Origin of the sequence: Rhodococcus sp. WWJCD1 (assembly GCF_002258735.1) — a bacterium.
Lineage (GTDB): Bacteria > Actinomycetota > Actinomycetes > Mycobacteriales > Mycobacteriaceae > Rhodococcoides.
Window position 1 is genome coordinate 14743 of record NZ_NOXY01000002.1, and the last position, 26514, is coordinate 41256.

At 65.1% G+C, this 26514-nt stretch carries 23 protein-coding genes; 10 read left to right on the forward strand and 13 right to left on the reverse strand.

Annotated features, from left to right (window positions below; genetic code table 11):
* Positions 1-59: 59 nt before the first annotated feature.
* Together CH286_RS00155 and CH286_RS00160 are read right to left on the reverse strand one after the other, a co-directional pair.
* Positions 60-770 carry a CPBP family intramembrane glutamic endopeptidase gene (locus CH286_RS00155; RefSeq protein WP_032376859.1) on the reverse strand — a complete coding sequence of 237 codons (711 nt, stop codon included), beginning with the start codon at positions 768-770 and terminating at the stop codon, positions 60-62.
* The gene (locus tag CH286_RS00160; protein ID WP_094608005.1) at positions 770-1954 is read right to left on the reverse strand and encodes an NAD(P)H-binding protein; all 1185 of its coding nucleotides are present in this window, start codon (positions 1952-1954) and stop codon (positions 770-772) included. Before CH286_RS00160 ends, CH286_RS00155 begins: the two co-directional genes overlap by 1 nt.
* 54 nt (positions 1955-2008) lie before the next feature.
* Between CH286_RS00160 and CH286_RS00165 the strand changes: the two genes are divergently transcribed.
* On the forward strand, positions 2009-2611 hold the full coding sequence (locus CH286_RS00165; RefSeq protein WP_032404802.1) for a hypothetical protein: 603 nt from the start codon (positions 2009-2011) through the stop codon (positions 2609-2611).
* Between the two features lie 3 nt (positions 2612-2614).
* On the opposite strand, the gene CH286_RS00170 is transcribed toward CH286_RS00165, so the two are convergent.
* Both CH286_RS00170 and CH286_RS00175 read right to left on the reverse strand, forming a co-directional pair.
* Complete coding sequence (locus CH286_RS00170) at positions 2615-3733, reverse strand: acyl-CoA dehydrogenase family protein (protein WP_032404801.1); 1119 nt, start codon at positions 3731-3733, stop codon at positions 2615-2617.
* A 37-nt stretch (positions 3734-3770) separates the two neighbouring features.
* Positions 3771-4061: a hypothetical protein gene (locus tag CH286_RS00175; protein WP_141215759.1), complete on the reverse strand. Its 291-nt coding sequence runs from the start codon at positions 4059-4061 to the stop codon at positions 3771-3773.
* A gap of 45 nt (positions 4062-4106) precedes the next feature.
* Here CH286_RS00175 and CH286_RS00180 point away from each other — a divergent pair, with 45 nt between their 5' ends.
* Together CH286_RS00180 and CH286_RS00185 are read left to right on the forward strand one after the other, a co-directional pair.
* On the forward strand, positions 4107-5339 hold the full coding sequence (locus CH286_RS00180; RefSeq protein WP_255182525.1) for an aminotransferase class I/II-fold pyridoxal phosphate-dependent enzyme: 1233 nt from the start codon (positions 4107-4109) through the stop codon (positions 5337-5339).
* Positions 5336-6901 carry an NAD-dependent epimerase/dehydratase family protein gene (locus tag CH286_RS00185; RefSeq protein ID WP_094608006.1) on the forward strand — a complete coding sequence of 522 codons (1566 nt, stop codon included), beginning with the start codon at positions 5336-5338 and terminating at the stop codon, positions 6899-6901. The genes CH286_RS00180 and CH286_RS00185 overlap by 4 nt, the downstream gene beginning before the upstream one ends.
* Here CH286_RS00185 and CH286_RS00190 read toward each other — a convergent pair.
* Complete coding sequence (locus tag CH286_RS00190; RefSeq protein WP_094608017.1) at positions 6885-7406, reverse strand: J-domain-containing protein; 522 nt, start codon at positions 7404-7406, stop codon at positions 6885-6887. The two genes, CH286_RS00185 and CH286_RS00190, sit on opposite strands and share 17 nt — an antisense overlap.
* A gap of 97 nt (positions 7407-7503) precedes the next feature.
* Positions 7504-7755 carry a hypothetical protein gene (locus CH286_RS00195; RefSeq protein ID WP_032376853.1) on the reverse strand — a complete coding sequence of 84 codons (252 nt, stop codon included), beginning with the start codon at positions 7753-7755 and terminating at the stop codon, positions 7504-7506.
* Positions 7756-7851: 96 nt separating this feature from the next.
* On the opposite strand from CH286_RS00195, the gene CH286_RS00200 reads away from it, so the two are divergent.
* The 4 genes from CH286_RS00200 (at position 7852) to CH286_RS00215 (ending at position 14961) form a co-directional block, all read left to right on the forward strand.
* Positions 7852-12429: an ATP-dependent helicase gene (locus CH286_RS00200; protein WP_441347097.1), complete on the forward strand. Its 4578-nt coding sequence runs from the start codon at positions 7852-7854 to the stop codon at positions 12427-12429.
* Between the two features lie 44 nt (positions 12430-12473).
* Positions 12474-13247 (forward strand): DNA-formamidopyrimidine glycosylase family protein, encoded by a 774-nt coding sequence (locus tag CH286_RS00205; RefSeq protein ID WP_094608007.1) that lies wholly within the window; start codon positions 12474-12476, stop codon positions 13245-13247.
* Between the two features lie 110 nt (positions 13248-13357).
* Positions 13358-13708, forward strand: coding sequence for a YciI family protein (locus tag CH286_RS00210; protein ID WP_094608019.1), 351 nt, complete (start codon positions 13358-13360; stop codon positions 13706-13708).
* Positions 13705-14961 carry an RNA polymerase sigma factor gene (locus CH286_RS00215; protein WP_212709759.1) on the forward strand — a complete coding sequence of 419 codons (1257 nt, stop codon included), beginning with the start codon at positions 13705-13707 and terminating at the stop codon, positions 14959-14961. Before CH286_RS00210 ends, CH286_RS00215 begins: the two co-directional genes overlap by 4 nt.
* Positions 14962-15114: 153 nt before the next feature.
* On the opposite strand, the gene glpD is transcribed toward CH286_RS00215, so the two are convergent.
* The 3 genes from glpD to CH286_RS00230 form a co-directional block, all read right to left on the reverse strand.
* Positions 15115-16890, reverse strand: coding sequence for a glycerol-3-phosphate dehydrogenase (gene glpD, locus CH286_RS00220; protein WP_371828282.1), 1776 nt, complete (start codon positions 16888-16890; stop codon positions 15115-15117).
* A gap of 58 nt (positions 16891-16948) precedes the next feature.
* Complete coding sequence (locus CH286_RS00225; protein ID WP_094608008.1) at positions 16949-18172, reverse strand: aminotransferase-like domain-containing protein; 1224 nt, start codon at positions 18170-18172, stop codon at positions 16949-16951.
* A gap of 139 nt (positions 18173-18311) precedes the next feature.
* On the reverse strand, positions 18312-19715 hold the full coding sequence (locus tag CH286_RS00230; RefSeq protein ID WP_094608009.1) for an NAD(P)H-quinone dehydrogenase: 1404 nt from the start codon (positions 19713-19715) through the stop codon (positions 18312-18314).
* A gap of 182 nt (positions 19716-19897) precedes the next feature.
* Here CH286_RS00230 and CH286_RS00235 point away from each other — a divergent pair, with 182 nt between their 5' ends.
* Positions 19898-20362 carry a gamma-glutamylcyclotransferase gene (locus CH286_RS00235; protein WP_032404793.1) on the forward strand — a complete coding sequence of 155 codons (465 nt, stop codon included), beginning with the start codon at positions 19898-19900 and terminating at the stop codon, positions 20360-20362.
* Between the two features lie 13 nt (positions 20363-20375).
* Here CH286_RS00235 and CH286_RS00240 read toward each other — a convergent pair whose 3' ends face one another.
* The 4 genes from CH286_RS00240 to CH286_RS00255 form a co-directional block, all read right to left on the reverse strand.
* The gene (locus CH286_RS00240; RefSeq protein ID WP_032404792.1) at positions 20376-20840 is read right to left on the reverse strand and encodes a TrmO family methyltransferase domain-containing protein; all 465 of its coding nucleotides are present in this window, start codon (positions 20838-20840) and stop codon (positions 20376-20378) included.
* Positions 20841-20854: 14 nt separating this feature from the next.
* Positions 20855-22018, reverse strand: a complete 1164-nt coding sequence (locus CH286_RS00245; RefSeq protein ID WP_032404791.1) for a M20 family metallopeptidase — start codon at positions 22016-22018, stop codon at positions 20855-20857.
* Entirely contained in the window at positions 22015-23178 is a 1164-nt protein-coding gene (locus tag CH286_RS00250; protein WP_094608021.1) for a M20 family metallopeptidase, read from the reverse strand. Before CH286_RS00250 ends, CH286_RS00245 begins: the two co-directional genes overlap by 4 nt.
* A gap of 111 nt (positions 23179-23289) precedes the next feature.
* The gene (locus CH286_RS00255) at positions 23290-23994 is read right to left on the reverse strand and encodes an enoyl-CoA hydratase/isomerase family protein (RefSeq protein WP_032405061.1); all 705 of its coding nucleotides are present in this window, start codon (positions 23992-23994) and stop codon (positions 23290-23292) included.
* A 120-nt stretch (positions 23995-24114) separates the two neighbouring features.
* Here CH286_RS00255 and CH286_RS00260 point away from each other — a divergent pair, with 120 nt between their 5' ends.
* Together CH286_RS00260 and CH286_RS00265 are read left to right on the forward strand one after the other, a co-directional pair.
* Entirely contained in the window at positions 24115-24909 is a 795-nt protein-coding gene (locus CH286_RS00260) for a purine-nucleoside phosphorylase (protein WP_037156237.1), read from the forward strand.
* Complete coding sequence (locus CH286_RS00265) at positions 24906-26507, forward strand: phospho-sugar mutase (protein ID WP_094608010.1); 1602 nt, start codon at positions 24906-24908, stop codon at positions 26505-26507. The genes CH286_RS00260 and CH286_RS00265 overlap by 4 nt, the downstream gene beginning before the upstream one ends.
* The last annotated feature ends 7 nt before the right edge of the window (positions 26508-26514 follow it).

Here is a 26514-nt window from a genome sequence, read left to right on the forward strand (position 1 = left end):
AGGACCGTTTTCGCCGACCGAATCGGTGTTTGCGCCTCTTTCTGCTCGAACACCGGCGGTCACACGAACAGCGGCGGTAGAGCGAGAACCATGACCGCCGACCAACTGACGTGCGTGAGTATCGGTGCCAGGATTCCTCCCGATGCACGCCGCTGAAGACCCATCACGTACCCCAGCAGCACAGCGGCGAAGCCGAGCATCGGATTGCCGGACGCGAGAGTGGCGATCGCGTACACGACGGTCGAGATGATCACCGGGTTCTTCACGCCGATCGCCGAGTACAGCGCCCCGCGGAAGAAGATCTCCTCCGCGACCCCGTTGAGCAGCGCGATGAACACGATCAGAACCAGCGAGCCCACCCTGGCGTGCGCGAGCACGTTCTCGGTGAAATCGGCCAGCGGCGGAATCTGCCGTACGACCAGGCCGCCGAGCATGAATACCCCGCCCACGGCGAGACCGATCAGGATGGGTGTGACGATCGGCCTACGGATCGAACCGCCGACCACGATGCGTCCCAGATGCAGGGGGCCCGAGAGCAGTCCGCCCACCGTCCACACCGCAGCGAGTACGAGCGTCAGTGCGTAGAACGACGGGTCGCCGGGCTCGACCTTGAGCGAAAAGTAGAGCACTGTGGCACCGATCACCAATGTGATCATGACGATGATCCGGCGCTTGCGGAATGCTGCGTCGGATTCTCGGTGATCGCGCTCCACGGGATCGACCAGCGCGGACTTCATCACGTTCAGCGCGGTCGTCGACCACGTTCCCATCACGCCTCCTCGGTATCGGTCAAGCGACGCACGGCCGATGACACGCGTCGGTTCACACCGGCCACCACGTCCAGGTTGGTACGCACCGCTGCCGCCACCGGCTTCGAGGACAGCAGTCGACGCCCGCCGAGGGCTTCGATCAAGCCCCAGGTTCGGTCCGAGGACGCTGCCACACCGCGGCGCCGGACTCCCAGGGCATCGCCGCCGCTCCACGCCGCATCCGTGTTCGCCAGCCGAAGCGGATCCTTCAGCGCACACACACCGGGAGGCTCACCGACCATGCCCCGCACACTACGGGCCATGGCGTCTGCGATGGTGGTCAGACCACGTGGAGGGTCGGGAACGAGTTCACGTATCCGGCTCTCCGACGTCGTCATCGTGTTGTGCAGCGACCCCACCAGATCCTCGGCGAGCCCGGCCGGAACAGGAATGATCAGGCCGATCACTTTGCCCGCGAGCGAGGTGGGCACGAACGGCACCGGGACCCCGACCCGTTGAAGACCGGCAGCTTCGACATACGCGAACACCAGATCGCGGTACGGCACCACGTCCGGCCCACCGATGTCGTACGAGCCGGCCGGGACCTTCTCGCCGTCCGCGGACGCCACCAGATAGTTCAGCACGTCGTCGACAGCGATCGGCTGCACGGGCTCGGCGAGCCAGCTCGGCAGCGGCAGTACCGGCAAGCGATCGGCAAGATAACGCAACATTTCGTACGACGTCGAACCGGCACCCATGACGATGGCGGCTCGGAGCCAGACCAACTCGACCCCGTCCACCGTCAACGCTTCGCCCACGTCCGCGCGACTCGCGAGATGCTCGGAGAGGTGGTCGTCGTCGGGTACGAAGCCACCCAGATACACGATCCGCTGCACACCCGCCCGGGCCGCAGCCGCGGCGAACTGCTCCGCGGACCGTCGATCCTGCGCACGATAGTCGGACTCACCGATGGCGTGCACCAGGTAGTACGCCACATCGATGTCGCCGGATTCTGCGAACGCAGCGGCACACGACTGCTGGTCGGTGACATCCAGCGATACCGCAGTGACGGAGTCGTAGAAGTCGAAGGTTCGCAGGTTGCTCGGCGTACGAGAACCGACCACGACGTCGGCACCGTCTGCCAGCAGAGCTGCCACCAGCCGCGACCCGATGTATCCGCTGGCACCGGTGACGAGGGCTCTCATGCTACGAGGCTAACGGCACTCGGGGCGTGGTGTCGGTGTGGCATTGTCGCTCCTATGGCTCTGGTGTTGGCAGGCGTGGTGCTCCCCGATCCACTCGGTACCGAAACGGTGCTCCGGCGCGGAGTCGCGGTGGCGCGGGTCGGGGTGACCTGGATGATCACCACAACCGAATTCGCGCTTACCCTGCCCGGCCGAATCGAAGCACTGATGAACCACATAGAGACATTGATGACACGCATCGACCGGGTGATCGACTCGGCCGACGCCGTTGTCGCCAGCGTGCAGCGAACGACCGGTGCCGCCGACGAGGTCGTCGCCTCGGCATCGGTCGCCTCGCACACTGCGCTCGAGCTGATCGAACTGTTCGATCCCATCGCCAAGCAGGCCGAGCCCATGGCGCGGAGGTTCGTCGACAACCTGTCCGACGAAGAGGTCGACGCCGCCATTGCCATGGTCGATCAGTTACCCGGCCTTCTCGCTCATATGGAAGCTCTGCTCCCCATCCTCGCCACCCTCGACACGGTGTCCCCCGAGATTCACGAATTGCTCGGAGTCACCAAAGACGTCCGCCGCGCGGTGATCGGCATCCCCGGGTTCAAGTTCTTCCGAAACCGAGGCGAAGACAAGTTGAACGACGAAGAGCGCACCGAAGAGTGACCACTACTTGACGAAGGCGAAATCTTCACCTGCATGGAAACGGGCCAGGGTCTCCGAGATGGACCGCCGTGATGGCGGGTGAAATGCGAACGCGTGCAATGCTGCTGCGACGTAAGCGATTTCGGGTGACTTGATGAAGCCGATCCCGCCGAGCGATTCGATGGCAGCCGAACTACTACGGACCAGTGCGTCACGGATCGCAATGCGGTTGAACAACAGTTTCACCGAGATGTCCTGTCCGCGTTCACCTTCGTCGAAGGCGCGGGCCACGTTCTCGATAGCCGCCATGGACGCCTCGAGTTCGGCCGCCGCCCGAACGTAGCCCTCGTAGTCGCCCTTGTTCTGCTCGATCATCCGCTCGAGCAGTGAAGTCGCCGCACCGATGTAGTTGGCGGAGATCAACATGCCGAACCAGAGGTAACCGGTCATCTCGTGCACGCCATCGGGGTCGTCGTCCTTGTTGGGCAGGACCAGGCTCGCGGGCACTTCGACGTCTTCGAGCAGAACTTCTTCGCTTTGTGCGCCGGCCAGAATGTCGGTGGTCCAGAACGGCTTCACGCTCATACCCGGGAGGCTGGCCGGAATCAGAGCGACCGCGCGGTCACCGGAGTCGATCTCGACACTGCAGGTCAGCAGATCCATCGAACGTGCCAGACTGCACGGCTTCTTGCTTCCGTTGACGATGTAGTTGTCCCCCTTCTTCACGGCCGTCATCGTCGGGATGAACACACTCCCGCCGGTGACGCCCTCGGAGAATCCGGACGCGACGATCGCCTTCTGTTCGACCAACCCCTTGATCAACGCTCGGTCGTCCTCGGTGGCACCGCGCGCGAACTCCGTCAGGGAAGCGAGTGACAGATGGTGCATCGTGGTTCCCGCGCCGAGAGAGGGCGAGCGAGACCCGATGGCCCTCTGCGCCCGGACCGCGTCGATGGCCGGAGCACCGAGACCGCCCAGTTCGCCCGGGACCACCAAACCGGTACCACCGAACTCCCGAAACTTGTCGATCGCGTCCGATTCGCGCGACTCGAGTCGGTCCAGCGGGGTTGCGTCCAGATAGCTCAGAAGGCCAGGCATGTACTTCTCGAGAGTTTCTCTTTCGCGCACCATTAATCCGGTCACAGTTCATCTCCTTGTGTCACTAGTTGATCGTGTGTCACTAATTGATTGCAGCGACGACCATTTGTACCATCACTTGATCGCGACAAAGCGGTCGAACATTTTCGAGCACAGCGGTGGAGCGGGTGAATTCGCGCTGGCCATCAACGTACCCCTCTACCTGCACAGATAAACTAAAGATATCGTAAAATTTGACCCAGAAAAAAGTACCCAAATCATTTTTTCGGACTGATTTACCAACTGCTTTCCGCTGCAAGAGCGTCTTTTTGAACATCGAATATTCTTCGGCCGAATACCAATCGATGATGCTGCCCGCTCCGAATGAACTCAAGAATTCGCGACAATCCACAATCAACTCTGTGAGGAGTTCTGGTAAATGATGGTTGTCAACAGATTGATGAAACGACTCGGCGGAGACGAACGCGTGGACTTGCTGCGTGCGGTTCGAGAAGCCGATGTGGTCCCTTACTTCCGCAAGATGGAATCGGCCGTCGCGCCGGTCGTCCGCGTCGAGGGCCGAGACAAGATCATGCTCGGGTCCAACAACTACCTCGGCATTGCCGACCACCCGAAGGTTGTCGAGGGTGCCCAGCACGCACTGGACACATTCGGAAGTGCTGTCACCGGAAGTCGTTTGCTCAACGGCACTTTGGACCTGCACCTCGAACTCGAACACGAAATTGCCCAGTGGCACGGAACCGACGACGCACTCGTCTTCACCACGGGGTACCAAACGAATCTGGGAACGATCAGTGCGATCGTCGGACCCGGTGACACGGTGATCGTCGATTCGGCGGCACACGCATCGATCCGCGACGGCAGCGCACTCTCCGGCGCGTCGGTGGTCAAGTTCAAGCACAACGACATGGCCGATCTCGAAGCCAAACTTCAGCAGCCCGTCGTCGATGACGGAGCCGTGCTGGTCATCGTCGACGGCCTGTATTCCATGGAGGGCGATCTCGCACCGCTCGACGCCGTCTCCGATCTGTGTATCCGCTACCACGCAGCGCTGATGGTCGACGAAGCCCACAGCCTCGGCGTCTACGGGCCCGAACTCACCGGAGCAGCCGAGCTGTTCGGCATCACCAAGGACGTCGACGTCACGATGGCATCGCTGTCGAAGAGCCCGAGCTCCACCGGTGGGTTCGTCACCGGATCGAGTGACTTGATCGACACCCTCCGGGTCAAGGCCCGCGCCTTCCTGTTCACGACCTCGGGCGTGCCTGCTGCAGTGGGTGCAGCGTTGGCTTCCGTACGCCTGATCCGTAGCGACGAGGGTAAGGACCGGGCTCGGCGCGTACTCGAGAACGCCGAGATCTTGCGCGGCGGATTGCAGTCGGCCGGGCTCGACGTAGCAGGCCGCTCCGCGACCCCGCACGGAGATACGGCTGCCCCCATCGTCTCCCTGCACATCGGCGACGACCTCGTGGCCATGAGCTTGTGGAAGAACCTCTACGACCGAGGCATCTTCACCAGCGCCGCCTTGCATCCCGCCGTACCGAAGTCCGGTGCGATACTCCGCCTGTGCGTGATGGCGACACACACCGAACAACAGCTGTCGACCGCCACCGAGCAGATCATCGAGGCCGTAGCAGAGCTGCCCCGATGAGCGATCACGCCCGCGGCTTGCGTATCGCGGTCACCGGAGCCACCAGTGACTTCGCGGCCGCGATACTTCCGAGGCTGTTCGAGGATCCCGAGGTGGACACGGTCATCGGGATAGCCCGTCGCCCAGCCCGGATCACGCACCCGAAGTTCACCTCGCTCCGCTCGGACATTCGCTCTCCCGACCTCGAGGAAACGTTCGCTGGATGCGACGTCGTGCTGCACCTGGCATTCGTGGTCGAAGAGCTCAAAGACAAGGCCGAAACCCACGACATCAACCTGCGCGGCTCACGCAACGTCATCGATTCGGCCTATCGAGCGGGCGTGGCTCGAGTGGTGATCGCGTCGAGCATCAACGCGTACGGTGCCGACATCGCGCCGGAGCCGCTCACCGAGAACAGTTATCCTGCAGGCGATCCCAATCGCTACTACTTCTACGACAAGGCCGAGGTGGAACATTATGCGGAGTGGTGGCTCCGTAGGCACCCCGGCGAGATGACCATCTCCATGTTGCGGTGCACCTACATCATCGGACCCGACTTCGCCAACGACGGAATCGACCAGTTCACCGGGCCGATCGGCGCATTCCCGGAGGCGGATCGGGCGTCGTATCAATTCCTGTACCAGGACGACATGGCCGACGCCTTCCATCGCGCGGCCAAGACCGACCTCGTCGGCCCGTACAACCTGGGTCCGGTGGACTGGGTCGGTGTGCGCGAACTCGCTGCGATGCAGGGCCAGTTGATGTTCGACGTTCCGCAGAAAGCTGCGACGCATGTTGCGAACGTTGCGTTCCGCCTGGGGCTCACCCCCTTTTCCGGCCAGTGGGTCACACCGGGCGAACCCATCGTCGATTCCTCGGCTCTCGGCCGCGCCACAGGCTGGGCACCGACACTCACGGCACACGAGAGTGCCGCGGTGATGATTCTGCTGCAGGGCAAGTCACTGTTGCGTCGTGGGGACGCCCTGGCGCGGGGCATAGCGTGCGAAGCAGCGCTACGCCCGGCATCGGAGGCCGTTGCACTGAGCCGCGCTGACGTTGTCGCACTGCAGGTGGAACATCGACAGCTCGATACCGGGCACGGAAGCGTGCACGCCGAGATCCATCGAGCGTCCATCGAATCCGAGCAGTCGGTGGTGCTCGTCGCCGACGCAGGTCTGCATGCGCGGTACCTCACCCCGTTGGCCTCGGACATCACTGCCGGAGGTGTCGATGTTGTGGTCCTCGATCTACCCGGGCACGGCTTGAGCACAGGTCCACGCGGTCGATCGTCGGCGGCGCAGACCACCGAGGCCGTGGATGCAGCACTACGTTTCGCTCGAGTCGAGCTCGATACCGCGCCGATCACCGTACGCAGCGGAACCCGTCACGCTGCGGACACTCTGGTCGGCGGACTTCTCAGGCGGGCCACCGGCTGGAAGACGATGGAAGAACCGTCACACTCCGACGGGCTGCTGCCGTCGAGAATTCGGGTCGACGGAACATCCGGCATTCCGTTCGTGTCGACAGCCGCCGATGCGCTCGCCTTGTGTACGACCACAACGGGTCTCAGCGCCGCCAGGTGAATGTTCGACGCACACGCGTCCACCACGATCGTCGAGAGGTATCGGAGTCTGCCGCAGGGGGCTCGACCGACTGCGAGCGATGCTCACGCTCGAGCCGGTCCACCTCGGCTCGGTTGGTTCGCCATTTTTCCAGCCATGCGTCGACATCGACCGGCCCCAACGGAACGATCGGCGGCGTCGGAAACCGAATCCAGTCGACGATGCGAGCGTTCAACTCGTCGAGGACATCTCGTGCCGAGTCCTCGCGCCGAACACCGATCAGCGTGGACGGCAGCCGCTCGATCTCCTTGCGCAGCTGCAGCGCGGTGGGCAACAACGCGTCGGCCGGGAGATTCTCCCGCTTCAGGTAGCCGCGAACCCACCACAACTCGTCCCGGGGATCGCCCGACGGAATCGGCTTACCGGCCCCCTCGAGCCCCTCGAAGGCACCCTCGTCCTGGGCCTGACGGATTTGCTTGTCCACCCAGGACTCGAACGTGACTCCTGGCTTCTTGCGTTCGGTCACCCCATCGACTGTAGATCCGATGCCGCGGTGTTCGCCAGGTTCTCCGGACACGACGAGACCCCGGCCCTACCGGGCCGGGGTCGATGCCAGAGCCGGATCAGCCGTACTCGGCGACCAACCGGTCGAATTCGTCGCGGTCGATGACCTGGGGCTCGTTGATCGCGAGCGCCTGTGCGTACTTGCTCGCCAGGTGGTAGTCACGACCGAGCGGCCCTTGCTCGGCGTCGTCCTCGTCGGACTGGATGCTCGCTCCCGGGGGAACCTCGTTCTGCAGGCCGTTGGTCTTGCTGCCGAGCAGAGCATCGAGTTTTGCGGAAATCTTCTGCATGGTCTCTTGGTCGTCGGTCATGGCGACCGGGTACCCGAATCGAGGGAAACAACACGGGCTCGGTGAACCCGAGCTGCACGGGGATTATCTGTCGGCGCCCCGGGGCATGATGGTGGGATGGCCAGGCACGGTATCGGCGCAGGAGCAGCGGACGAGCTGTCAGTGATGGAGAAGCTGTCGCGGCCTACTCGCGAGTGGTTCACCGGCGCTTTTCCGGCCCCCACCTCCGCGCAGCTGGGTGCCTGGTCGTCGATCTCGAGCGGCGCTCACACTCTTGTCGTCGCACCGACCGGATCGGGCAAGACCCTCTCGGCCTTTCTGTGGGCTCTGGACGAGCTGGCGCAACTGGGTGCGGACAGCAAGCGCAAGACGAAGGTCCTCTACATCTCCCCGCTCAAAGCGCTGGCGGTCGACGTCGAACGTAACCTGCGCGCTCCCCTGGTCGGTATCACTCAGACGGCCAAGCGACTCGGCCTCGATCCACCCGAGATCTCGGTGGGCGTGCGCTCCGGCGACACCAGCGCCGCCGACCGTCGGAACATGATCAAGACTCCCCCGGACATTCTGATCACCACCCCGGAGTCGCTGTTCCTCATGCTCACCTCGGCAGCGCGAGACATTCTCGCCGAGGTCGACACCGTGATCGTCGACGAGGTGCACGCCGTGGCCGGCACCAAACGCGGCGCACATCTCGCGGTGTCGCTCGAACGGCTCGACGGCATGCTGGACAAGCCGGCGCAGCGCATCGGCCTGTCCGCGACGGTTCGCCCGCACGAGGAGGTCGGACGGTTCCTGGCCGGAGCTGCTCCCATCGAGATCGTCGCCCCGCCTGCCCCCAAAACGTTCGACCTGACGGTCCAGGTACCCGTCGAGGACATGACCGAACTGGGTGTCACCGATCCGAACGCCGATACCTCCGCCGCTCCCCCGGCGCAGGGCTCGATCTGGCCGCACGTCGAAGAGAAGATGGTCGATCTCATCCTCGAGCACAGTTCGTGCATCGTGTTCGCGAACTCGCGAAGGCTCGCCGAGCGACTCACGGCGCGGCTGAACGAGGTGTATGCCGAGCGAATCGGCGACGGCGTCGAGACACAACACAAGCCGCCGTCGCAGGTCGGCACTCCCAACGACGTGAACCACGGTGCCGATCCGTTGTTGGCCCGGGCCCACCACGGCAGCGTCAGCAAGGACCAACGCGCACTGATCGAGGACGACCTCAAGACCGGGCGGTTGCGCTGCGTCGTCGCCACCAGCAGCCTCGAACTCGGAATCGACATGGGCGCGGTCGATCTGGTCGTTCAGGTCGAGGCACCGCCGTCGGTGGCCAGCGGGCTCCAACGCGTCGGACGCGCGGGACACCAGGTAGGCGAGATCTCCAAGGGCGTGCTGTTCCCCAAACACCGCACCGACCTGATCCACTGCGCGGTCACGGTCGAACGCATGACGTCGGGCAAGATCGAGGCACTGTTCGTACCCGCCAATCCGCTCGACGTGCTGGCCCAACAAACTGTCGCGGCCTGCGCCCTCGAACCCATCGACGCCGAGGACTGGTTCGATTCCGTCCGTCGCACAGGCAGTTTCGCCACGCTGCCCCGTTCGGCCTACGAATCGACTCTGGATCTGCTCTCGGGGCGCTACCCCTCGGACGAGTTCGCCGAACTCCGACCGAGGCTCGTGTGGGACCGCGACGCCAACACCCTCACCGGCCGGCCCGGGTCGCAGCGATTGGCGGTCACCTCTGGCGGAACCATCCCCGACCGCGGATTGTTCACCGTCTACATGGTCGGCGAAAAGCAGTCCAGAGTAGGCGAACTCGACGAAGAGATGGTCTACGAGTCACGAGTGGGTGACGTCTTCGCGCTCGGTGCCACCAGCTGGCGCATCGAGGAGATCACCCACGACCGGGTGTTGGTCAGTCCGGCGTACGGCCAACCGGGAAGGCTCCCGTTCTGGCACGGCGACGGTCTCGGTCGGCCGGCGGAACTGGGTCGGGCTCTGGGCGAGTTCCTGCGGAGCACCACCGATCGCAGCAACTTGGCCGAACGACTGAGCACCGACGGCCTCGATGCGAACGCCGTCAACAACCTGATCGCGTTGCTCGACGAGCAACTGGAGGCGACGGGTCAACTGCCCACCGACAAGACGATGATCGTCGAACGGTTCCGCGACGAACTGGGCGACTGGCGACTGGTGCTGCATTCGACCTACGGCCAGCAGGTACACGCGCCGTGGGCACTCGCGGTGGGCGCGAGACTGATCGAGCGCTACGGCATCGATGCCGCCCCCACGGCCTCCGACGACGGCATCATCGTCCGACTCCCCGATACCGACGATCAGCCACCCGGCGCGGAGCTGTTCGTGTTCGAGCGCGACGAGATTGCCGACATCGTCACCGAACAGGTCGGCGGATCGGCATTGTTCGCGTCCAGATTTCGCGAATGTGCCGCTCGCGCACTACTTCTGCCCCGCCGCAACCCGGGCAAGCGGGCACCGCTGTGGCAACAACGGCAGCGTTCGGCGCAGCTGCTCGACGTGGCACGCAAGTATCCGACGTTCCCGATCCTGCTCGAAACCGTCCGCGAATGCCTCCAGGACGTCTACGACCTCCCCGCCCTCGAAGACATCCTGGCCCGCATCGGTCGGCGCCAGATCAGAATCGTCGACGTCGAGACACCATCGCCGTCACCGTTCGCCAATTCGCTGCTGTTCAACTACGTCGGCGCTTTCATGTACGAGGGCGACAGCCCCCTGGCCGAACGCCGGGCCGCTGCACTGTCACTGGACTCCGCGCTGCTGGCCGAGTTGCTCGGACGCGTCGAGCTGCGAGAGTTGCTGGACGCCGGCGTCATCACCACCACCGAACTCGAGTTGCAGAGACTGCCCGAGGACAGACATGCCAAGGACATCGAAGGCGTAGCAGATCTGTTGCGGCTGCTCGGCCCGTTGACCGTGGACGAAATCGGGCTGCGAACCAACGGCGACGAATTCCCGCAATGGCTCACCGAACTCGCCGATGCCAAAAGGGCCATGGAGGTCACGTTCGCCGGACAGACCTGGTGGACGGCCATCGAGGACGCGGCTCGCTTGCGCGACGCACTCGGTGTTCCACTACCCATCGGCACCCCGGCCGCATTCATAGAACCCGTCGACGACCCGCTGGTCGACCTGATCAGCCGGTACGCACGAACCCACGGACCGTTCACCCTCGACGACGCAGCGGCGCGGTTCGGCGTCGGCACCGCCGTGGTACGCGACGTCCTGCGCAGATTGGCTGTCGACAAACGCGTCGTCGAGGGCGAGTTCCGACCCGGTGCCGCGGGCAGCGAATGGTGCGACGGCGAGGTTCTCCGGCGATTGCGGCGTCGGTCGCTCGCTGCGGCTCGGCAGGAGGTGGAACCCGTCTCCACCGCCACCCTCGGCCGCTTCCTGCCCGCGTGGCAGCACGTGGACAGCCGACGTCTGAGTGGCATCGACGGAGTCGCAACCGTCATCGAACAACTTGCGGGCGTTCCCGTTCCGGCATCGGCCTGGGAATCTCTCGTGCTCTCGTCGCGAGTGACCGATTACAGCCCGGCGATGCTCGACGAACTCACCTCCACCGGTGAGGTGTTGTGGTCGGGGCACGGTGCGATCTCGTCCAAGGACGGCTGGGTGAGCCTGCACATGGCCGACACCGCACCCCTCACCCTCGTACCCGCAGCCGAATCCGATCTGTCGGAGTTGCAGATTCGAATTCAGGACGCCGTCGCGGGCGGCGGTGCGTACTTCTTTCGGCAACTCTCCGACACCGTCGGCAGTACCGACGACACGGCGCTGCAGGCTGCCTTGTGGGAGTTGGTGTGGGCAGGGCGTCTGAGCAACGACACGTTCGCGCCGCTGCGCGCACTGCTGAACTCCACAGCCACCCGCTCGGCCCCGAGTCATCGATCCCCACGTCGCACACCGCGCCTGCGTTCCTACCGTCAGTTCGAGCGGCCGTCACTGCCCACCCGCACCGGCCCACCGACGGCCGGCGGTCGATGGTCACGATTGCCCGAACTCGAACCCGACCTCACCGTTCGCGCTCATGCCACCGCAGACGTACTTCTCGAGCGCTACGGCGTGGTGACCCGCGGCTCGGTGATGAACGAAGGGGTCCCGGGCGGATTCGCCACGATGTACAAGGTGCTCACCGGGTTCGAGGATTCCGGTCGATGCCGTCGCGGCTACTTCGTCGATTCGCTCGGCGGTGCCCAGTTCTCCACCTCCGACGTGGTCGACCGGTTGCGCAGTTACGACGAACCGAAGAAGAACGCCAGCGCCGTCGTACTCGCGTCGTGCGATCCGGCCAACCCCTACGGCGGAGCACTGCCCTGGCCGAAAGCCGGTGGTGGCGAGGCTGGTGTCGGCGAGAAGCCGGACGAAACGACGAAGCATCGGCCGGGCCGCAAGGCCGGTGCATTGGTCGTCCTCGTCCGAGGCGAATTGACGATGTTCGTCGAACGTGGCGGAAAGTCGGTGCTGACGTTCGGCGACAATACCGAGGACATCGCCTCTGCGGCAACAGCATTGGCAGGCATAGTCAAGCGCGGCGGAGTCGACAAACTGCTCGTCGAACGGATCAACGGTCACGACATCCACGGCACGGACTTCTCCAAGACACTGACCGAAGCAGGTTTCTCGGCAACACCACGAGGGCTTCGCTTGCGCCGCTGAATCATCCGTGACCGAGAAGAACATCAGAGAGGACACCGACACCGATGCCCGAGGGCGATACGGTCTGGCGCGCGGCCAACACTCTGCGGGCGGCGCTGGAGGGACAGCAACTCACCACCTGTGACATTCGCGTACCACGTTATGCCACAGTAGATTTCACCGGCAAGACGGTCGACTCTGTCGCGTCGCGCGGCAAGCATCTGCTGATTCGGGTGGGCGGTTACTCCATTCATTCGCACCTCAAGATGGAGGGCACCTGGCACGTCTATGCACCCGGTGCGAGGTGGCGTCGCCCGGCGTTCCAGGCGCGCATCATCTTGAACACCGCGAACGCGCAGGCCATCGGGTTCGAACTCGGAGTGCTCGACATCATCGAGGACGAAGAGGAGGCCGTCGGATACCTCGGACCGGACCTTCTCGGACCCGACTGGGACCCCGACGTCGCCCTCACCAATCTGGAGTCGGATCCGGCTCGTCCCGTCGGACTCGCTCTGCTCGACCAGCGCAACATCGCCGGCCTCGGCAATGTCTACCGCAACGAGATCTGCTTTCTCCGTGGCGTCGACCCACGCACGCCGGTCGGCGACGCCGGTGACCTGAAGAAGACGATCGACCTGTCCTATCGATTGATCATGGCCAACAAGGATCGAAATCAGCGCGTCACCACTGGAGATCGGCGACCCGGCCGACACTTCTGGGTGTACGGCCGGGAGAACAAGCCGTGCCGACGGTGCGGAACCACCATCGAGTTCGGGCTCATCGGTGACAACCCGCTCGAGGAGCGGCAGATCTACTATTGCCCGCACTGTCAGAACTGAGGTCTGGCGAGATTGTCCGGTCCATGGTGTCCTTTTCGACGAACCCCGTTCGTCCTTCGGTTGTAGGTCGACGATCGGCGCCGACCACGACGATTCTTCAGGAGCTCACCATGACCGCATACGCAGCCATCGTCTACACCCATGATGCCGACTGGACCTCGCCCGACGTGGCGGACGAAATGGCCGAATACGGTGCATTCAGGGCCGCGGCCGGACCCGCGATCACCGGCGGCGCTGTCCTTCACCCCACGTCGACCGCCACCACGGTGCGCGTGTCGGGTGGGAAGGGCGGCGACGTTTTGACGACGGACGGTCCGTTCGCCGAAGCAAAAGAGGTACTCGCAGGGTTCTTCCTCCTCGAGGCACAGGATCTCGACGCGGCAATTGCATTGGCAGCACAGATCCCCGCGGCGTGGAACGGAGCAATCGAAGTACGGCCGATCATCCCGATGGCTCAGTGAGCACACCGGCCGAGCACCTGGCGGCCGTGGTTCGTGACGAGGGTCGCCGAGTTCTGGCGACCCTCGTGCGGATCACCGGCAGTCTTGCCGTCGCCGAAGACGCGGTGTCCGAGGCCGTGGTGGCCGCACTCGCCCACTGGCCTCGGTCGGGTGTGCCCGACAACCCCCGCGCCTGGCTCACGACCGTGGCTCGCAACAAGGCGCTCGACATCGTCAGACGCGAGGCCGGGCGCAGCGCCAAGGAGCGGGAGGCAGCGAATCTTGCACTGCTGAAACAGGATTGGAGTGACGGAGACCAGGATTCGGTCAGTGACGACCTACTGCGGTTGGTCTTCACCTGCTGCCATCCGACTCTCTCCGTCGAGGCGCAGGTGGCACTGAGCCTGCGCACCCTCTGCGGGCTGGCCACTGTCGACGTCGCACGCCTGATGCTCGTGCCCGAAGCCACCATGGCCAAACGCCTCACGCGCGCGAAGAAGAAGATCGCCGCTGCCAACATTCCGTACCGAGTACCGGATTCGGCGGAGTTACCGCAACGACTGGACGCGGTGTCCACCACGGTGTACCTGCTGTTCACCGCGGGGCATCTCGGCGGCGAGACTCTGGTGCGGCCTCAGTTATGCGACGAAGCAATTCGGTTGGCCCGCCTGATGATCGACCTCATGCCGGACGAGCCGTCTCTTCGAGGGCTGCTGGCATTGATGCTGTTCACGGATTCGCGCCGGGCCACGAGAACGGACGGGGAGGGCGGCCTGGTCAGGCTCGAAGATCAGGACCGATCTCGCTGGAACAGAGAGGCCATCGAGGAGGGCATGCAGTGGGTGGACAGTGCGCTACGGCGAAACGACACCCACCCCAGCCGATACACCATCCAGGCAGCCATCGCAGCATGTCACTCCGGTGCGGCAACCTACGCCGACACCGACTGGTCTCGGATCGTCGTGCTGTACGACGCTCTTGCCGTCGTGGAGAACACACCGATCGTGGCACTCAACCGAGGTGTCGCCGTCGGGGAAAGTCAGGGTCCTGCCGCCGGACTCGATGCACTCGACGCCATCGACTCTCTGAGTGGGCACTATCTCTGGCATGCCTGTCGAGCTGTGATGCTGGATCGACTCGGCCGGGCGGAGGAAGCCAGAAGTGCACGAACAACCGCTCTGGCTCTCGACCCGTCGCCGGCCGAAAGGGCGTTCCTGCGAGCGCAGCTCGACTCGCATACTCACTCTGATCAGCACCGCCGGGACCAAACCTGACGGCTCACTGTCAGGTGAGACCAAGCCTGCTCACAGCTTCGCCGATCACCATGGATCCCATGTTGACATTGGCGATACTCACCCTGCTGGTCATGGCCGTCTCCGGCGCAACGGCGGCTCGCGCACCCAGAACACTGGTGCGAACTCGCTGACTCAGAACCCGCGAACCGGTTCCAGAATTTCCTGTCGGGCCTCAGGAGCGACGACCCGCAAAGCGTCCGCCGATTCGTCGTCGGGCTGGCGCTGCGATTCGATCTCGGCCTCCACCCGGGCGCGGTAGGTCTCGACTTCACGATCGACCATGGCCTCGTCCCACCCCAGAACAGGCGCGATCAACGCTGCCACCTGACCCGCGCAGTTCATCCCACGGTGCGAGTACTCGATGGAAATCCGGGTACGACGCGACAGCACGTCCTCCAGGTGCAACGCGCCCTCCGCCGCCGCCGCATAGACCACCTCGACCTGCAGATAGGACGGTGCATCGGTGAGTGGTTGCAGCAGTTCGGGTTTCCCGTCCGCCATCGCCAACACCTCGTCGATCAGCGAACCGTATCGGTCCAGCAGGTGCGTCACCCGATGTGGATGCAAGTTGTACATCTCGCCCAGATGCGGTGCCTGATTGACCAGAGCGAAGTAACCGTCGGCACCGACGAGGGGCACCTTCTCGGTGATCGATGACGCCACCCGCACCGGAATGTCCTCCGCCGCCAGATCGACGGCGTCCTCGGCCATCACTCGGTAGGTCGTGTACTTGCCGCCGGCGATGGCGATGAGTCCCGGTGCCACGCGAGCGACCGCGTGCTCGCGAGAGAGCTTGGAGGTCTCGTCGCTCTCGCCTGCCAGCAGTGGCCGCAGGCCCGCATAAACACCGTCGATGTCCTCATGGGTGAGCGGCGTGACGAGCACACCGTTGACCTCACCCAGGATGTAGTCGATGTCGGCCTTGGTCGCGGCCGGATGGGCAAGATCGAGATTCCAGTCGGTGTCGGTGGTGCCGATGATCCAGTGCGCACCCCACGGGATGATGAAGAGCACGGATTTCTCGGTGCGCAGAATGATCGCGGCTTCGCTGACGATTCGGTCGCGCGGCACCACGATGTGCACACCCTTCGATGCTCGCACCCGAAACCGTCCGCGCATGTTGGACAGCGATTGGATCTCGTCGGTCCACACGCCGGTGGCGTTGATCACCACGTGTGCGCGTACTTCCGTGGTGGCACCGGTCTCCGAATCGCGCACTCGCACACCGGATACGCGATCTGCCTCCCGCAGGAACCCGACGACCTGGGTGGATGTACGAACCACCGCGCCGTAGTGAGCGGCCGTTCTGGCGACGGTCATGGTGTGCCGGGCATCGTCGACGACGGTGTCGTAGTACCGAATTCCGCCGATCAGCGACTTCCGTTTGATGCCGGGCGACATCCGCAACGCACCGGAACGCGTCAGATGCTTCTGCTGCGGAACCGATTTGGCCCCACCCATCCGGTCGTAGAGAAAGATGCCCGCGGCGATGTACGGGCGCTCCCACAGGCGATGAGTGAGCGGAAACAGAAACTTCAGCGGCTTGACCAGGTGAGGTGCGAGTGTGGACAACGAGAGTTCTCGTTCGTGCAGCGCCTCGCGTACGAGCCCGAACTCGAGCTGCTCGAGATAGCGGAGCCCGCCGTGGAACATCTTCGACGAGCGAGACGAGGTGCCCGACGCATAATCACGCGCCTCGACCAGAGCCACCTTCAGACCCCGCGTCGCCGCGTCGAGGGCCGCACCGGAGCCGACGACGCCACCGCCGACGACCACGACGTCGAACTGCTCGGTTCCGAGCTGGTCCCACGCCTCCACCCGCTGGGTGGGTCCGAGGAACTTCGTGTTCGATCGGTTGCTCACTGTGACGCTCCCTATCCGTCGAAAAACCCCGCGCACTACGTGCATGTCAGGTTACCGCCCCAGGTCCGCCACGCGCAGAACCTGCCGACCGGGCTCCGCGAGGTCAGCGAGTGCGGATGGACGTGTGTGCAGCGCCCAATCGACGCACCGCCTCCGCCAGCTCTGCCGGGGTCGATCCCGCGAAGCTCAACCGGAGCGAGCGGCCGTACTGCTCGGCCGACGCAAACGCCGAGCCGGGAACGAAGGCGACTCCATGCTCCAGGGCGACCGCGAGCAACTCGCTCGTATCGGTCCCGTCCTCGAACGTCGCCCAGGCGAACATTCCACCCGTCGGGCGCGAGACCGTGAGCCGCGCGGAGAACTCGGCATCGAGCGCATCCGTCAATGCCGTTGCACGGCAAGAATACTCGCGACGCAGTGTCGTCAAGTGCGCGTCCAACCATGCAGTGTCGCCGAGCATGCTCGCCGCCATCAGCTGCGTCATCGAGGAACCGCACAGATCGGCACCCTGCTTGAGGAGCTCCACAGCCGCACACACGGCGGGTGGTGCGACGAACCAGCCGACACGCAGCGTCGGAGCGAGGATCTTCGACGCACTCGACAGCCGGATGACGCGATCGCCGAAACAGGCTATCGGCGGCGGCGGTGCGCCCGTACCGTGCACAGAGCCTGTTGCTGCGAACCAGATCTCGCCGTACGGGTCGTCCTCGATCACCCAGAATCCGTAGTGATCCGCGAGCGCCGCGAGGTGCCGACGCCGGTGCTCGCTCATCGTGACCCCGCGAGGGTTGTGGAAGTTGGCGACCGTGTGGACCACCGCGGGACGCAGCCCCGCCGTCAACCGTCGTTCGAGTTCCGCGGTGTCCATCCCGTCGTCGTCGATTTCGATTGCCTCGATCCGTGCCTCGGCGATCGAGAACACCTGCAGCGCACCGGTATACGCGGGCTCGTCAACGACGACAACGGCACCCGGGTCGATCAGCGCCTGCGCGAGCAGCGTCAGGGCCTGCTGCGATCCGTGCGTGACGACGACGGTGTCCGTCGGAACCGTCACTCCCCCGCGCACGGCGCTCTCTCTGGCCGCGATCACGCTGCGCAGCGTGCGATGACCGGCAGTCTCGCAGTATTGGACGGCATCGGGGCTCCGCAGTACCGCGTCGGCAGCAGCCGCGATGCGGTCGACGGGGATCAGATCCGTGGCCGGCAGGCCTCCCGCCAGGCTGATGACGTCGTCGCGTGCGGTGAGGGCAAGAAGATCACGGATGGCCGAGCTGGACAACGATGCGGTACGTCGGGCCAAGCCGACGGGGAGGTGAGTAGTAGGCATGAAGGAGACTCCGGGGCAGCAGGAACGAAGGAACGGCCCGCGGATCCGCTGAGTCGAGGAGAGAGCGGACGGGTGTGTCCGCTCTCTCGACTGTCTCACGTGCTACCGAAATATGAAACGCAATTCTCACATTGTGAGATCAGTCCAGATCGTCGTGCGCCATCAGCTGACGCGCAGCCTCGATGACCGATCCCGACAACGACGGATACACCGAGAACGTGTTGGCCAGGTCGTTGACCGAGAGGTTGTTCTGCACCGCCATCGCGATGGGCAGAATCAGCTCCGACGCACTCGGGGCGACCACAACGCCGCCGATGACGACGCCGGTGGCCGGGCGACAGAAGATCTTGACGAAACCGCGCTTGAGCCCGCTCATCTTCGCTCGCGGATTTGTGGTCAGTGGCAGCATCACCACGCGCGCTGGTACGTCACCGGCGTCGATCTTGGACTGTGCGACGCCGACCGACGCGATCTCGGGCCGCGTGAACACCGCGGAGGCCACGGTCTTGAGCTTGATCGGGCTCACGGCCTGTCCCAGTGCGTGGTACATCGCGATGCGGCCCTGCATCGCCGCGACCGAGGCCAGCGGCAGCAGACCGGTGCAGTCACCGGCTGCGTAGATGCCCGCGACCGCGGTACGAGATACGCGGTCCACTCGCAGGTATCCACCCTTGTCGAGTTCGATGCCGACCTTCTCGAGTCCGAGACCGGAGGTGTTGGGAACCGATCCGACGGTCATCAGCGCGTGACTGCCCTCGACGGTGCGGCCGTCCGACAGCGTGACGAGAACACCGTCGTCGGTGCGAACCACCGAGTCCGCACGGGCGTGCTTGACGAGGGTGACACCTCGCTCGTTGAACGCGTCCTCGAGGACCAGAGCGGCATCCTCGTCCTCGTGTGGGAGGACGCGGTCGCGGCTCGAGACCGCGGTGACCTTGACGCCCATCTCGGTGTAGGCCGAGACGAACTCGGCACCGGTCACACCGGATCCGACGACAACCAAGTGCTCGGGTAGGGCCTCGAGGTCGTAGAGCTGACGCCAGTTGAGAATGCGTTCGCCGTCGGGCTCGGCTCCCTTGACCACGCGGGGGCGGGCGCCGGTCGCAATGAGGACGACGTCGGCGTCGAGGATGCGTTCCTCGCCGTCGGCCAACACCGCCTTGATCTGATGCGAGGCCATACCGACATGGGTGTCGATCATCTCGGCGCGGCCGGCCAGGAGTTCGACGCCGACCGAGGTGACGCGGTGGGCGATGTCGGCCGACTGAGCCTGCGCGAGACTCTTGACTCGGTCGTGAATCTTCGGAAGCGCAACGGCGGCCTGCGATGGATCGAGCGAAATACCCAGGTCGCTGGCTCGACGCATTTCGGTGCGAATGCCGGTCGAGGCGATGAACGTCTTCGACGGCACGCAGTCCCACAGAACGCAGGCACCGCCGATACCGTCGGAATCGACGAGCGTCACCCGTCCGCCGTGCTGGGCGGCTACCAATGCTGCTTCGTACCCTGCCGGACCACCACCGATGATCACAATCCGGGTCATTGATCCTCTTCTCGCGTGCTCGAAATTCTCTCGCTTTGTCTCCTCAACGGTATTGCAGAGGCCGCCCCGGCGCGTCGGTAGGGCTGGCTTCGGTGACCCGGGAGGCGACCGGACCTGCGACGACTCACCGAAACAGGACCACGACGCGTCAACCGGCACCGATACGGTTTAGGCTGGCCGACGTGCCAATTTATGCCGCCTACGGATCGAACATGCATCCGGAGCAGATGTTGCAGCGATGCCCACACTCCCCCCTGTCGGGAACCGGGTGGCTGCACGGATGGCGGTTGACCTTCGGCGGCGGCGACATCGGCTGGGAAGGCGCGCTCGCCACGATCGTCGAGGATCCCGACTCTCAGGTCTTCGTCGTCCTCTACGACGTATCGGACGAGGACGAGGAAAGTCTGGATCGCTGGGAGGGCTCCGAACTCGGCATTCACCGCAAGATCCGACTACGCATCGAGACCGGCCGTGAGCCGGTACTGGCGTGGATGTACGTGCTCGACGCCTACGAGGGTGGCCTGCCGTCGGCCCGCTATCTCGGAGTGATGGCGGAAGCAGCCGAAATTGCCGGTGCCCCAGCCGAATACGTCCGAGACCTACGAACCCGCAACAGCCGCAACGTCGGTCCCGGCACAGCCTCGTAGCTCGAAGGGCAGATCAGAAGTAGTTCTTCATCACCGACGCCACCCAGGCCGGCTCGGTCACGTCCGCACGCTCCGGAACCATGGACTGCAGGAACGGTTTGACGTCGAGGACCGGTGAGCCGTCGATAGCGTCGAGACCTCGAACTCGGATGCGCAGTCCGTCGACGTCGACGATCTCGCACCGCGACACTCCGAGATGGTTGGGGCGGTCCTTGACGCGTTGGGCGAGGACTCCCACCCGAGGAAGCGTCGTGTCGCCGCGGGGGTGGCGCGAGCCGGTGGTCGTCGCCGCCGGATCACATCGGTGGAAGCCGTAGACGACCTCGAGGTGCGAGAAGTCGGCAAGACCGAGAGTCGCGTCGACGTCGAGCACGGTCCGGTCGAGGTCGATGACGGACTCGACGGATCCCCAGTTGTCGTCCACCACCTCGGCACGGTCGGATCGAACGATTCCGATCGGCGACACTTCGAAAGCCATCTCGTTCCCTGCCCCTAGTTCGGATCCAGCGCGATTCCGGTCATCACCTTCACACCCACGGCCAGTGCTCGCTCGTCGAGATCGAACGTGGGCTGATGGATGTCGAGTTGGGGGCCGGTACCTGGCCATACGCCCAGCCGAGCCATCGCCCCCGGCACCCTTTCGAGGTACCACGAGAAATCCTCGCCGCCACCGGACTGCGCGGTATCGGCGAGGGCGGTTGCCCCGACGCGTGTGATCGCCTTCTCGAAGGTGTGCGTGGACGAGGGGTCGTTGACCACCGGCGGTACGCCGCGGCGGTAGTGCAACTCGAATTGCACCCCGGTGGGTGCGAGCAATCCGGTGACGATCTCGCGGACCAACGGTTCGAGCAACGCCCAGGTCTCGTGATCGCCGGTGCGGACGGTGCCGGTCAGCATGCCGGTCTGCGGAATGGCGTTGGGGGCCTGGCCCGCCACCACCGCTCCCCACACCATGACCGTGCTGGTCCGAGGATCGATGCGCCTGCTCAGCATCCCGGGCAGGCCGGTGATCACCGTGCCGAGCGCGTACACGAGATCCGTCGTCAGGTGTGGCCGCGACGTGTGACCGCCGGGTGAGTCCAGCCGCAGCTCGACGGTGTCGGCGGCGGAGGTGATGGCACCGACACGAACGCCGACCTGCCCCACCTCGAGCCGCGGATCACAGTGCAGCGCAAAGATCTTGGTGACACCGTCGAGCGCGCCCGCGGCCACCGCGTCCAGCGCACCCCCGGGCATGACCTCCTCGGCGGGCTGAAAGATCAGGCGCACCCCGTACTGCAGATCCGGCAGCGATGCCAGCGCCAGCCCGGTCGCGAGCAGCACCGTGGTGTGCGCGTCGTGGCCGCAGGCGTGCGATACCCCTGGCACAGTCGACGAATACGCCGCGCCGGTGTTCTCCTGCAGCGGTAGGGCATCCATGTCTGCCCGCAACGCGACACGAGGACCGTCGGGTCCGATGTCGCAGATCAACCCCGTTCCGCCGGGGAGGGGCTTGGGTGACAGGCCCGCTGCTTCCAGTTGTTCGATCACGAATGCGGTGGTGCCGAATTCGCGTCGAGCGAGTTCCGGGTTGGCGTGAATGTGCCGACGCCACAGCGACAGATCTGCCGTGTGCGACTCGATCCACCGATCGATCGCGGCCTCACGAGTGTTCACTGTTGCCCAGCCGATCGGACGCTCACGCTGTCGAGCAGGCGGGCCCGAGTGCTGGGATCGGCTGCAGCACGCGCGGCAGTTCTGGCCAGACCGAGGGCTCCGTCGCGCAATGCTCGGTCGGCGGACTCGGTGACGCACGCAGCGGCGAACTCCGGCTGATGCGTCACCGCCCCGCCTGCGTCGAGCCCGACGACGGGATGGATACCGGGTAGAACATTCGTCACGTTTCCCATGTCTGTGCTGCCCAACGGGCGAAATCCTTCCAAATCCGGAGCCAACGGCGATCGGCCCAACGCTTCGATCTCCTGACGAAAAGCCGCGACCAGCCACGAATCCGGCGTCAACGCAGCGTATGTCGGTGACACCGTACGAATCTCGTGAGTACACCCGGTGGCAAGTGCCCCGGCCTCGAAACACGCGAACGCCTTCGTCGTCAGCGCCTCGAGCGACTCCGTGGTGTTCGCGCGCAGGTAATAGAGCAACTCGGCATGGCCGGGAACGATGTTCGGCGCGGCCCCGCCATCGCTGACGATGCCGTGGAACTGCTGACCGGGTGCCAGGTGCTGACGCAGCAGACCGAGCGCCACCTGGCTGATGGTGACCGCATCGCCTGCGTTGATTCCCCATTCCGGAGCGGCCGAGGCATGCGCGGCGCGGCCGGTGAACTGCACGGCGACGTCGGCCAGAGCCAGCGACGTCGCACCGACGATGTCGAAGGGTCCGGGGTGGACCATCAGTGCCGCGCCGATGCCGTCGAACACTCCGCGCTCGAGCATCAGCACCTTGCCGCCGCCGGTCTCCTCGGCCGGGGTGCCGAGCACTCGGACGGTGATGCCCAGAGCGTCGGCGACCGGAGCCAATGCAAGCGCCGCCCCCACCGCGGACGCCGCAATGATGTTGTGCCCGCACGCATGACCGATCTCCGGCAGGGCGTCGTACTCCGCACAGATACCGATCACCAGGTCCCCGCTGCCGAACGACGCGGTGAACGCGGTATCCATGTCTGCCACGTTCGACTCGATCTCGAAATCGTGGGCTCTGAGCGTTTCGAGGATCTTGGCGACGCTGCGATGTTCTTCGAACGCCAGCTCGGGCTCGGCATGAATCGAGTGCGACAGTGCGACCAGTTCGCCGGTCGCGGCGGCCAGGGCGCGGTCCATGGCATTGGCCACAGCAGCACTGTTCGATTCGTCCGTCACGAGAGACAGTGTGTCACTAGCGTGGCCGAGTGTCGGAACGGCTGTGCCGACTTGCAGGCAGAGACCGGCTTGCTACTTTCCGAAGCTGAAGTTGCTGTCGTCGGTTGCGGTGTTCAGCGCGGCGAGCAGATCCACGTGCATACGTGCCTTGATACCGGCAAGATTTGCACCCCGGGTGCTCGTCAGCGCCGCAGCCTTCGCGACCGCATCGGACACCAAAGACTCCTCCGGTGCCGTCGCCTCGACGATTCCGGCGGTCACGGCGTCGGCACCGCCGTAGCGGCGACCGGTCGTCATTGCCTCGACGGCCGTCTGCTTGGGCAGCCGGGAGTTGATCAACGCGGACATCCCCACGGTGAACGGCATGTTCAGGTTCACCTCGGGCAGGCAGTAGAAGCCTCGGTCGGCGCGCTGGATACGGAAGTCGTGCGAGGTGGCGAACATCGCGCCTGCTCCGAACGCATGGCCCTGAACTGCCGCGACGGTGGCCATCGGAAACGCCAGGAGCCGGGTGTAGAGCGTGTGGACACGGTCGAGGTACCAGGTGATCTTGTCCAGGTTGGCGAAGAGCCAATCGGTGTCGAGACCGTTGCTGTAGAACTTGCCCGCCGACGTGGTGACCAGTGCCGCCGGACCGGTCGACGCCTCGACCTCGTCGAGCAACGCGTGGGTGGCGTCGATCCAGTCCGGGTGGAACCGATTCTCCGGATTGTCCGCGCCGTCCTGGGCACCGAGGAACAGGATGTGGACGTCGCCGTCGCGTTCGAGATAAGGCATGCAGCGGATACTACTCGGGGGTAACTTGCTGGTGGCAACCTCCATCGGTCGCACATCCATCGCGTCGATCTCCTACTGTTGTTCATCGTGGCAACCACCGACGCACATGAGACCGACCCCGTGACCGACCCCGAGGGGGCCGCGCGCACCGCCGCCGACGCTCTCGCCGCGGCGACCGGAGTCGACACCCATTCCGTGGCCATCGTCCTCGGCTCCGGCTGGCAGGCAGCAGCCGATGTCTTCGGCTCTCCCACCGCGACCGTGCGCATGGCCGACCTGCCCGGCTTCGCGCCGCCGTCGGCGTCGGGTCACTCGGGCACCATCACCTCGGTGGACGTCGGCGGTACCCACACCCTGCTGCTGCAGGGCCGCACCCACGCCTACGAAGGTCACGACCTGCGACGCGTCGTGCACCCAGTGCGCACCGCGATCGCCGCAGGCGCGACGACCGTCGTGCTGACCAATGCCGCAGGCGGAATTCGCGATGGCATGAGCGTCGGGCAGCCCGTCCTGATTTCCGACCACCTCAACCTCACCGCACGTTCGCCTCTCGTCGGTGCCGAGTTCGTCGATCTGGTCGACGCGTACTCCCCCGAACTTCGCGCTCTTGCGGCCCAGATCGATCCGTCTCTCGAAGACGGCGTCTACGCCGGTCTGCCCGGCCCCCACTACGAGACGCCTGCCGAGATCCGGATGCTGCGCACTCTCGGAGCAGACCTCGTGGGTATGTCGACGGTGCACGAGACGATCGCCGCACGGGCGAAGGGCGCTCGAGTCCTCGGCATCTCGCTGGTCACCAACCTTGCGGCCGGAATGACCGGCGAGCACCTCAACCACACCGAAGTACTCGCTGCCGGTAAGGATTCCGCTGCCCGGATGGGTGCCTTGCTTCACGAATTGGTCACTCGGCTGTGACCGAGGAGCTTTCCGAACGCGTGCAGCGCTGGATCGCAGGCGATCCGGACCCCACTACCCGTGACGAACTGCGCAGCCTGTCCGATGCCGAACTCACCGATCGGTTCAGTGGCCCACTGACGTTCGGCACGGCGGGCTTGAGAGGACCGGTACGCGCGGGACCCAACGGGATGAACGAGGCGGTAGTGGTGAAGACCACCGCCGGAATCGCAGCATGGTTGATCGAGAAGGGCCTCGGCGGGTCGACCGTCGTCGTCGGCCGCGACGCCAGAACCGGCTCCGAACAGTTCGCCTTCGCGGCCGCGGAAACCCTGTCCGCCCAGGGATTTTCGGTGGTCTTGCTGCCTCGACCGCTCCCGACTCCCGTCGTAGCCTTCGCGGTACGCGCCCTCGACGCCGAGCTCGGCGTGCAGATCACCGCCTCACACAACCCCGCGGCGGACAACGGCTACAAGGTGTACCTCCGCGGCGGCTCGCAACTGATCCCGCCGAGTGACGCGGAGATCGAGACGCTGATCGCCGCCACCGGCGACGCGGTCGACGTTCCCCGTTCGATCGTCGAACCCAGCGGTACCGACATCGCTGCGCGTTACCTCGATTCGGTTGTTGCACTGCCTCGTTCGACGCGCCGAGATATCCGCATCGCCCTCACGGCGCTGCACGGCGTCGGCGGCGAGCTGGCCACAGCGGCGCTGCGTGGAGCAGGGTTCCGCGACGTCCAGGTGGTCGAGGAACAATTCGAGCCCGACCCTGCGTTCCCCACCGTCACGTTCCCCAACCCCGAGGAGCCGGGCGCCGCCGATGCGGTGCTCGCTCTCGCGGCTGCGATCGACGCCGATGTCGCGATAGCCCTCGACCCCGATGCCGATCGCTGTGCGGTCGGGGTGCCCACGGACGGCGGGTGGCGCATGCTGACCGGCGACGAGACCGGAGCACTGCTCGCGAACCATCTCCTCGCCGATGCGCCCGCCGACCCGTTGGTGGCCAACACCATCGTCTCGTCGCAACTGCTCTCCGCGCTCGCTCCGGCGCGTGGTGCCCGCTATGCCCGCACCCTGACCGGATTCAAATGGCTCGTCCGCGCGGGCGAGGGTCTCGTGTACGCCTACGAGGAGGCAATCGGGCACTGCGTCGATCCGAATGTGGTGCGCGACAAGGACGGTATCTCGGCAGCGGTGGTGCTCGCAGATCTGGCCGCCGGCCTGAAACAGGACCGGCGCACCCTGCTCGACGTGCTCGACGACCTTGCGGTCGAGTTCGGCGTACACCTGGGTGCGCAGGTCTCGCGGCGGGTGCAGGACCTCGCCGAGATCGGGAACATGATGCGCAGGTTGCGTAGCGAACCGCCGACGACACTGGCCGGCCGCCCTGTCGCCGTACTGGACTACAGTGACCGTGACGATGAGTTGCGCACCGACGCAGTCGAAATCAGCGGATCGGGACTGCGGGTGATCGTGCGGCCGTCCGGTACCGAACCCAAGCTCAAGGCGTACCTCGAAGTGATCGAGCAGGTCGACAGCCCCGAGGACCTGACGCGAGCGCGGGCGACGGCGGCCGAACTGCTGGCCGAGCTGACCACCTTCGCCCAGCAGCTCTAGACGCGAC

What these genes read in the sequence shown, in the direction of transcription:
- CH286_RS00240 (WP_032404792.1), bottom strand. Translation starts at nt 20,840, where the DNA reads ATGGCTTTCGAAGTGTCGCCGATCGGAATCGTTCGATCCGACCGTGCC.
- CH286_RS00255 (WP_032405061.1), bottom strand. Translation starts at nt 23,994, where the DNA reads ATGCCTTATCTCGAACGCGACGGCGACGTCCACATCCTGTTCCTCGGT.
- CH286_RS00250 (WP_094608021.1), bottom strand. Translation starts at nt 23,178, where the DNA reads ATGGACCGCGCCCTGGCCGCCGCGACCGGCGAACTGGTCGCACTGTCG.
- CH286_RS00210 (WP_094608019.1), top strand. Translation starts at nt 13,358, where the DNA reads ATGACCGCATACGCAGCCATCGTCTACACCCATGATGCCGACTGGACC.
- glpD (WP_371828282.1), bottom strand. Translation starts at nt 16,890, where the DNA reads ATGCACGTAGTGCGCGGGGTTTTTCGACGGATAGGGAGCGTCACAGTG.
- CH286_RS00225 (WP_094608008.1), bottom strand. Translation starts at nt 18,172, where the DNA reads ATGCCTACTACTCACCTCCCCGTCGGCTTGGCCCGACGTACCGCATCG.
- CH286_RS00195 (WP_032376853.1), bottom strand. Translation starts at nt 7,755, where the DNA reads ATGACCGACGACCAAGAGACCATGCAGAAGATTTCCGCAAAACTCGAT.
- CH286_RS00205 (WP_094608007.1), top strand. Translation starts at nt 12,474, where the DNA reads ATGCCCGAGGGCGATACGGTCTGGCGCGCGGCCAACACTCTGCGGGCG.
- CH286_RS00155 (WP_032376859.1), bottom strand. Translation starts at nt 770, where the DNA reads ATGGGAACGTGGTCGACGACCGCGCTGAACGTGATGAAGTCCGCGCTG.
- CH286_RS00185 (WP_094608006.1), top strand. Translation starts at nt 5,336, where the DNA reads ATGAGCGATCACGCCCGCGGCTTGCGTATCGCGGTCACCGGAGCCACC.
- CH286_RS00200 (WP_441347097.1), top strand. Translation starts at nt 7,852, where the DNA reads ATGGCCAGGCACGGTATCGGCGCAGGAGCAGCGGACGAGCTGTCAGTG.
- CH286_RS00165 (WP_032404802.1), top strand. Translation starts at nt 2,009, where the DNA reads ATGGCTCTGGTGTTGGCAGGCGTGGTGCTCCCCGATCCACTCGGTACC.
- CH286_RS00180 (WP_255182525.1), top strand. Translation starts at nt 4,107, where the DNA reads ATGATGGTTGTCAACAGATTGATGAAACGACTCGGCGGAGACGAACGC.
- CH286_RS00160 (WP_094608005.1), bottom strand. Translation starts at nt 1,954, where the DNA reads ATGAGAGCCCTCGTCACCGGTGCCAGCGGATACATCGGGTCGCGGCTG.
- CH286_RS00230 (WP_094608009.1), bottom strand. Translation starts at nt 19,715, where the DNA reads ATGACCCGGATTGTGATCATCGGTGGTGGTCCGGCAGGGTACGAAGCA.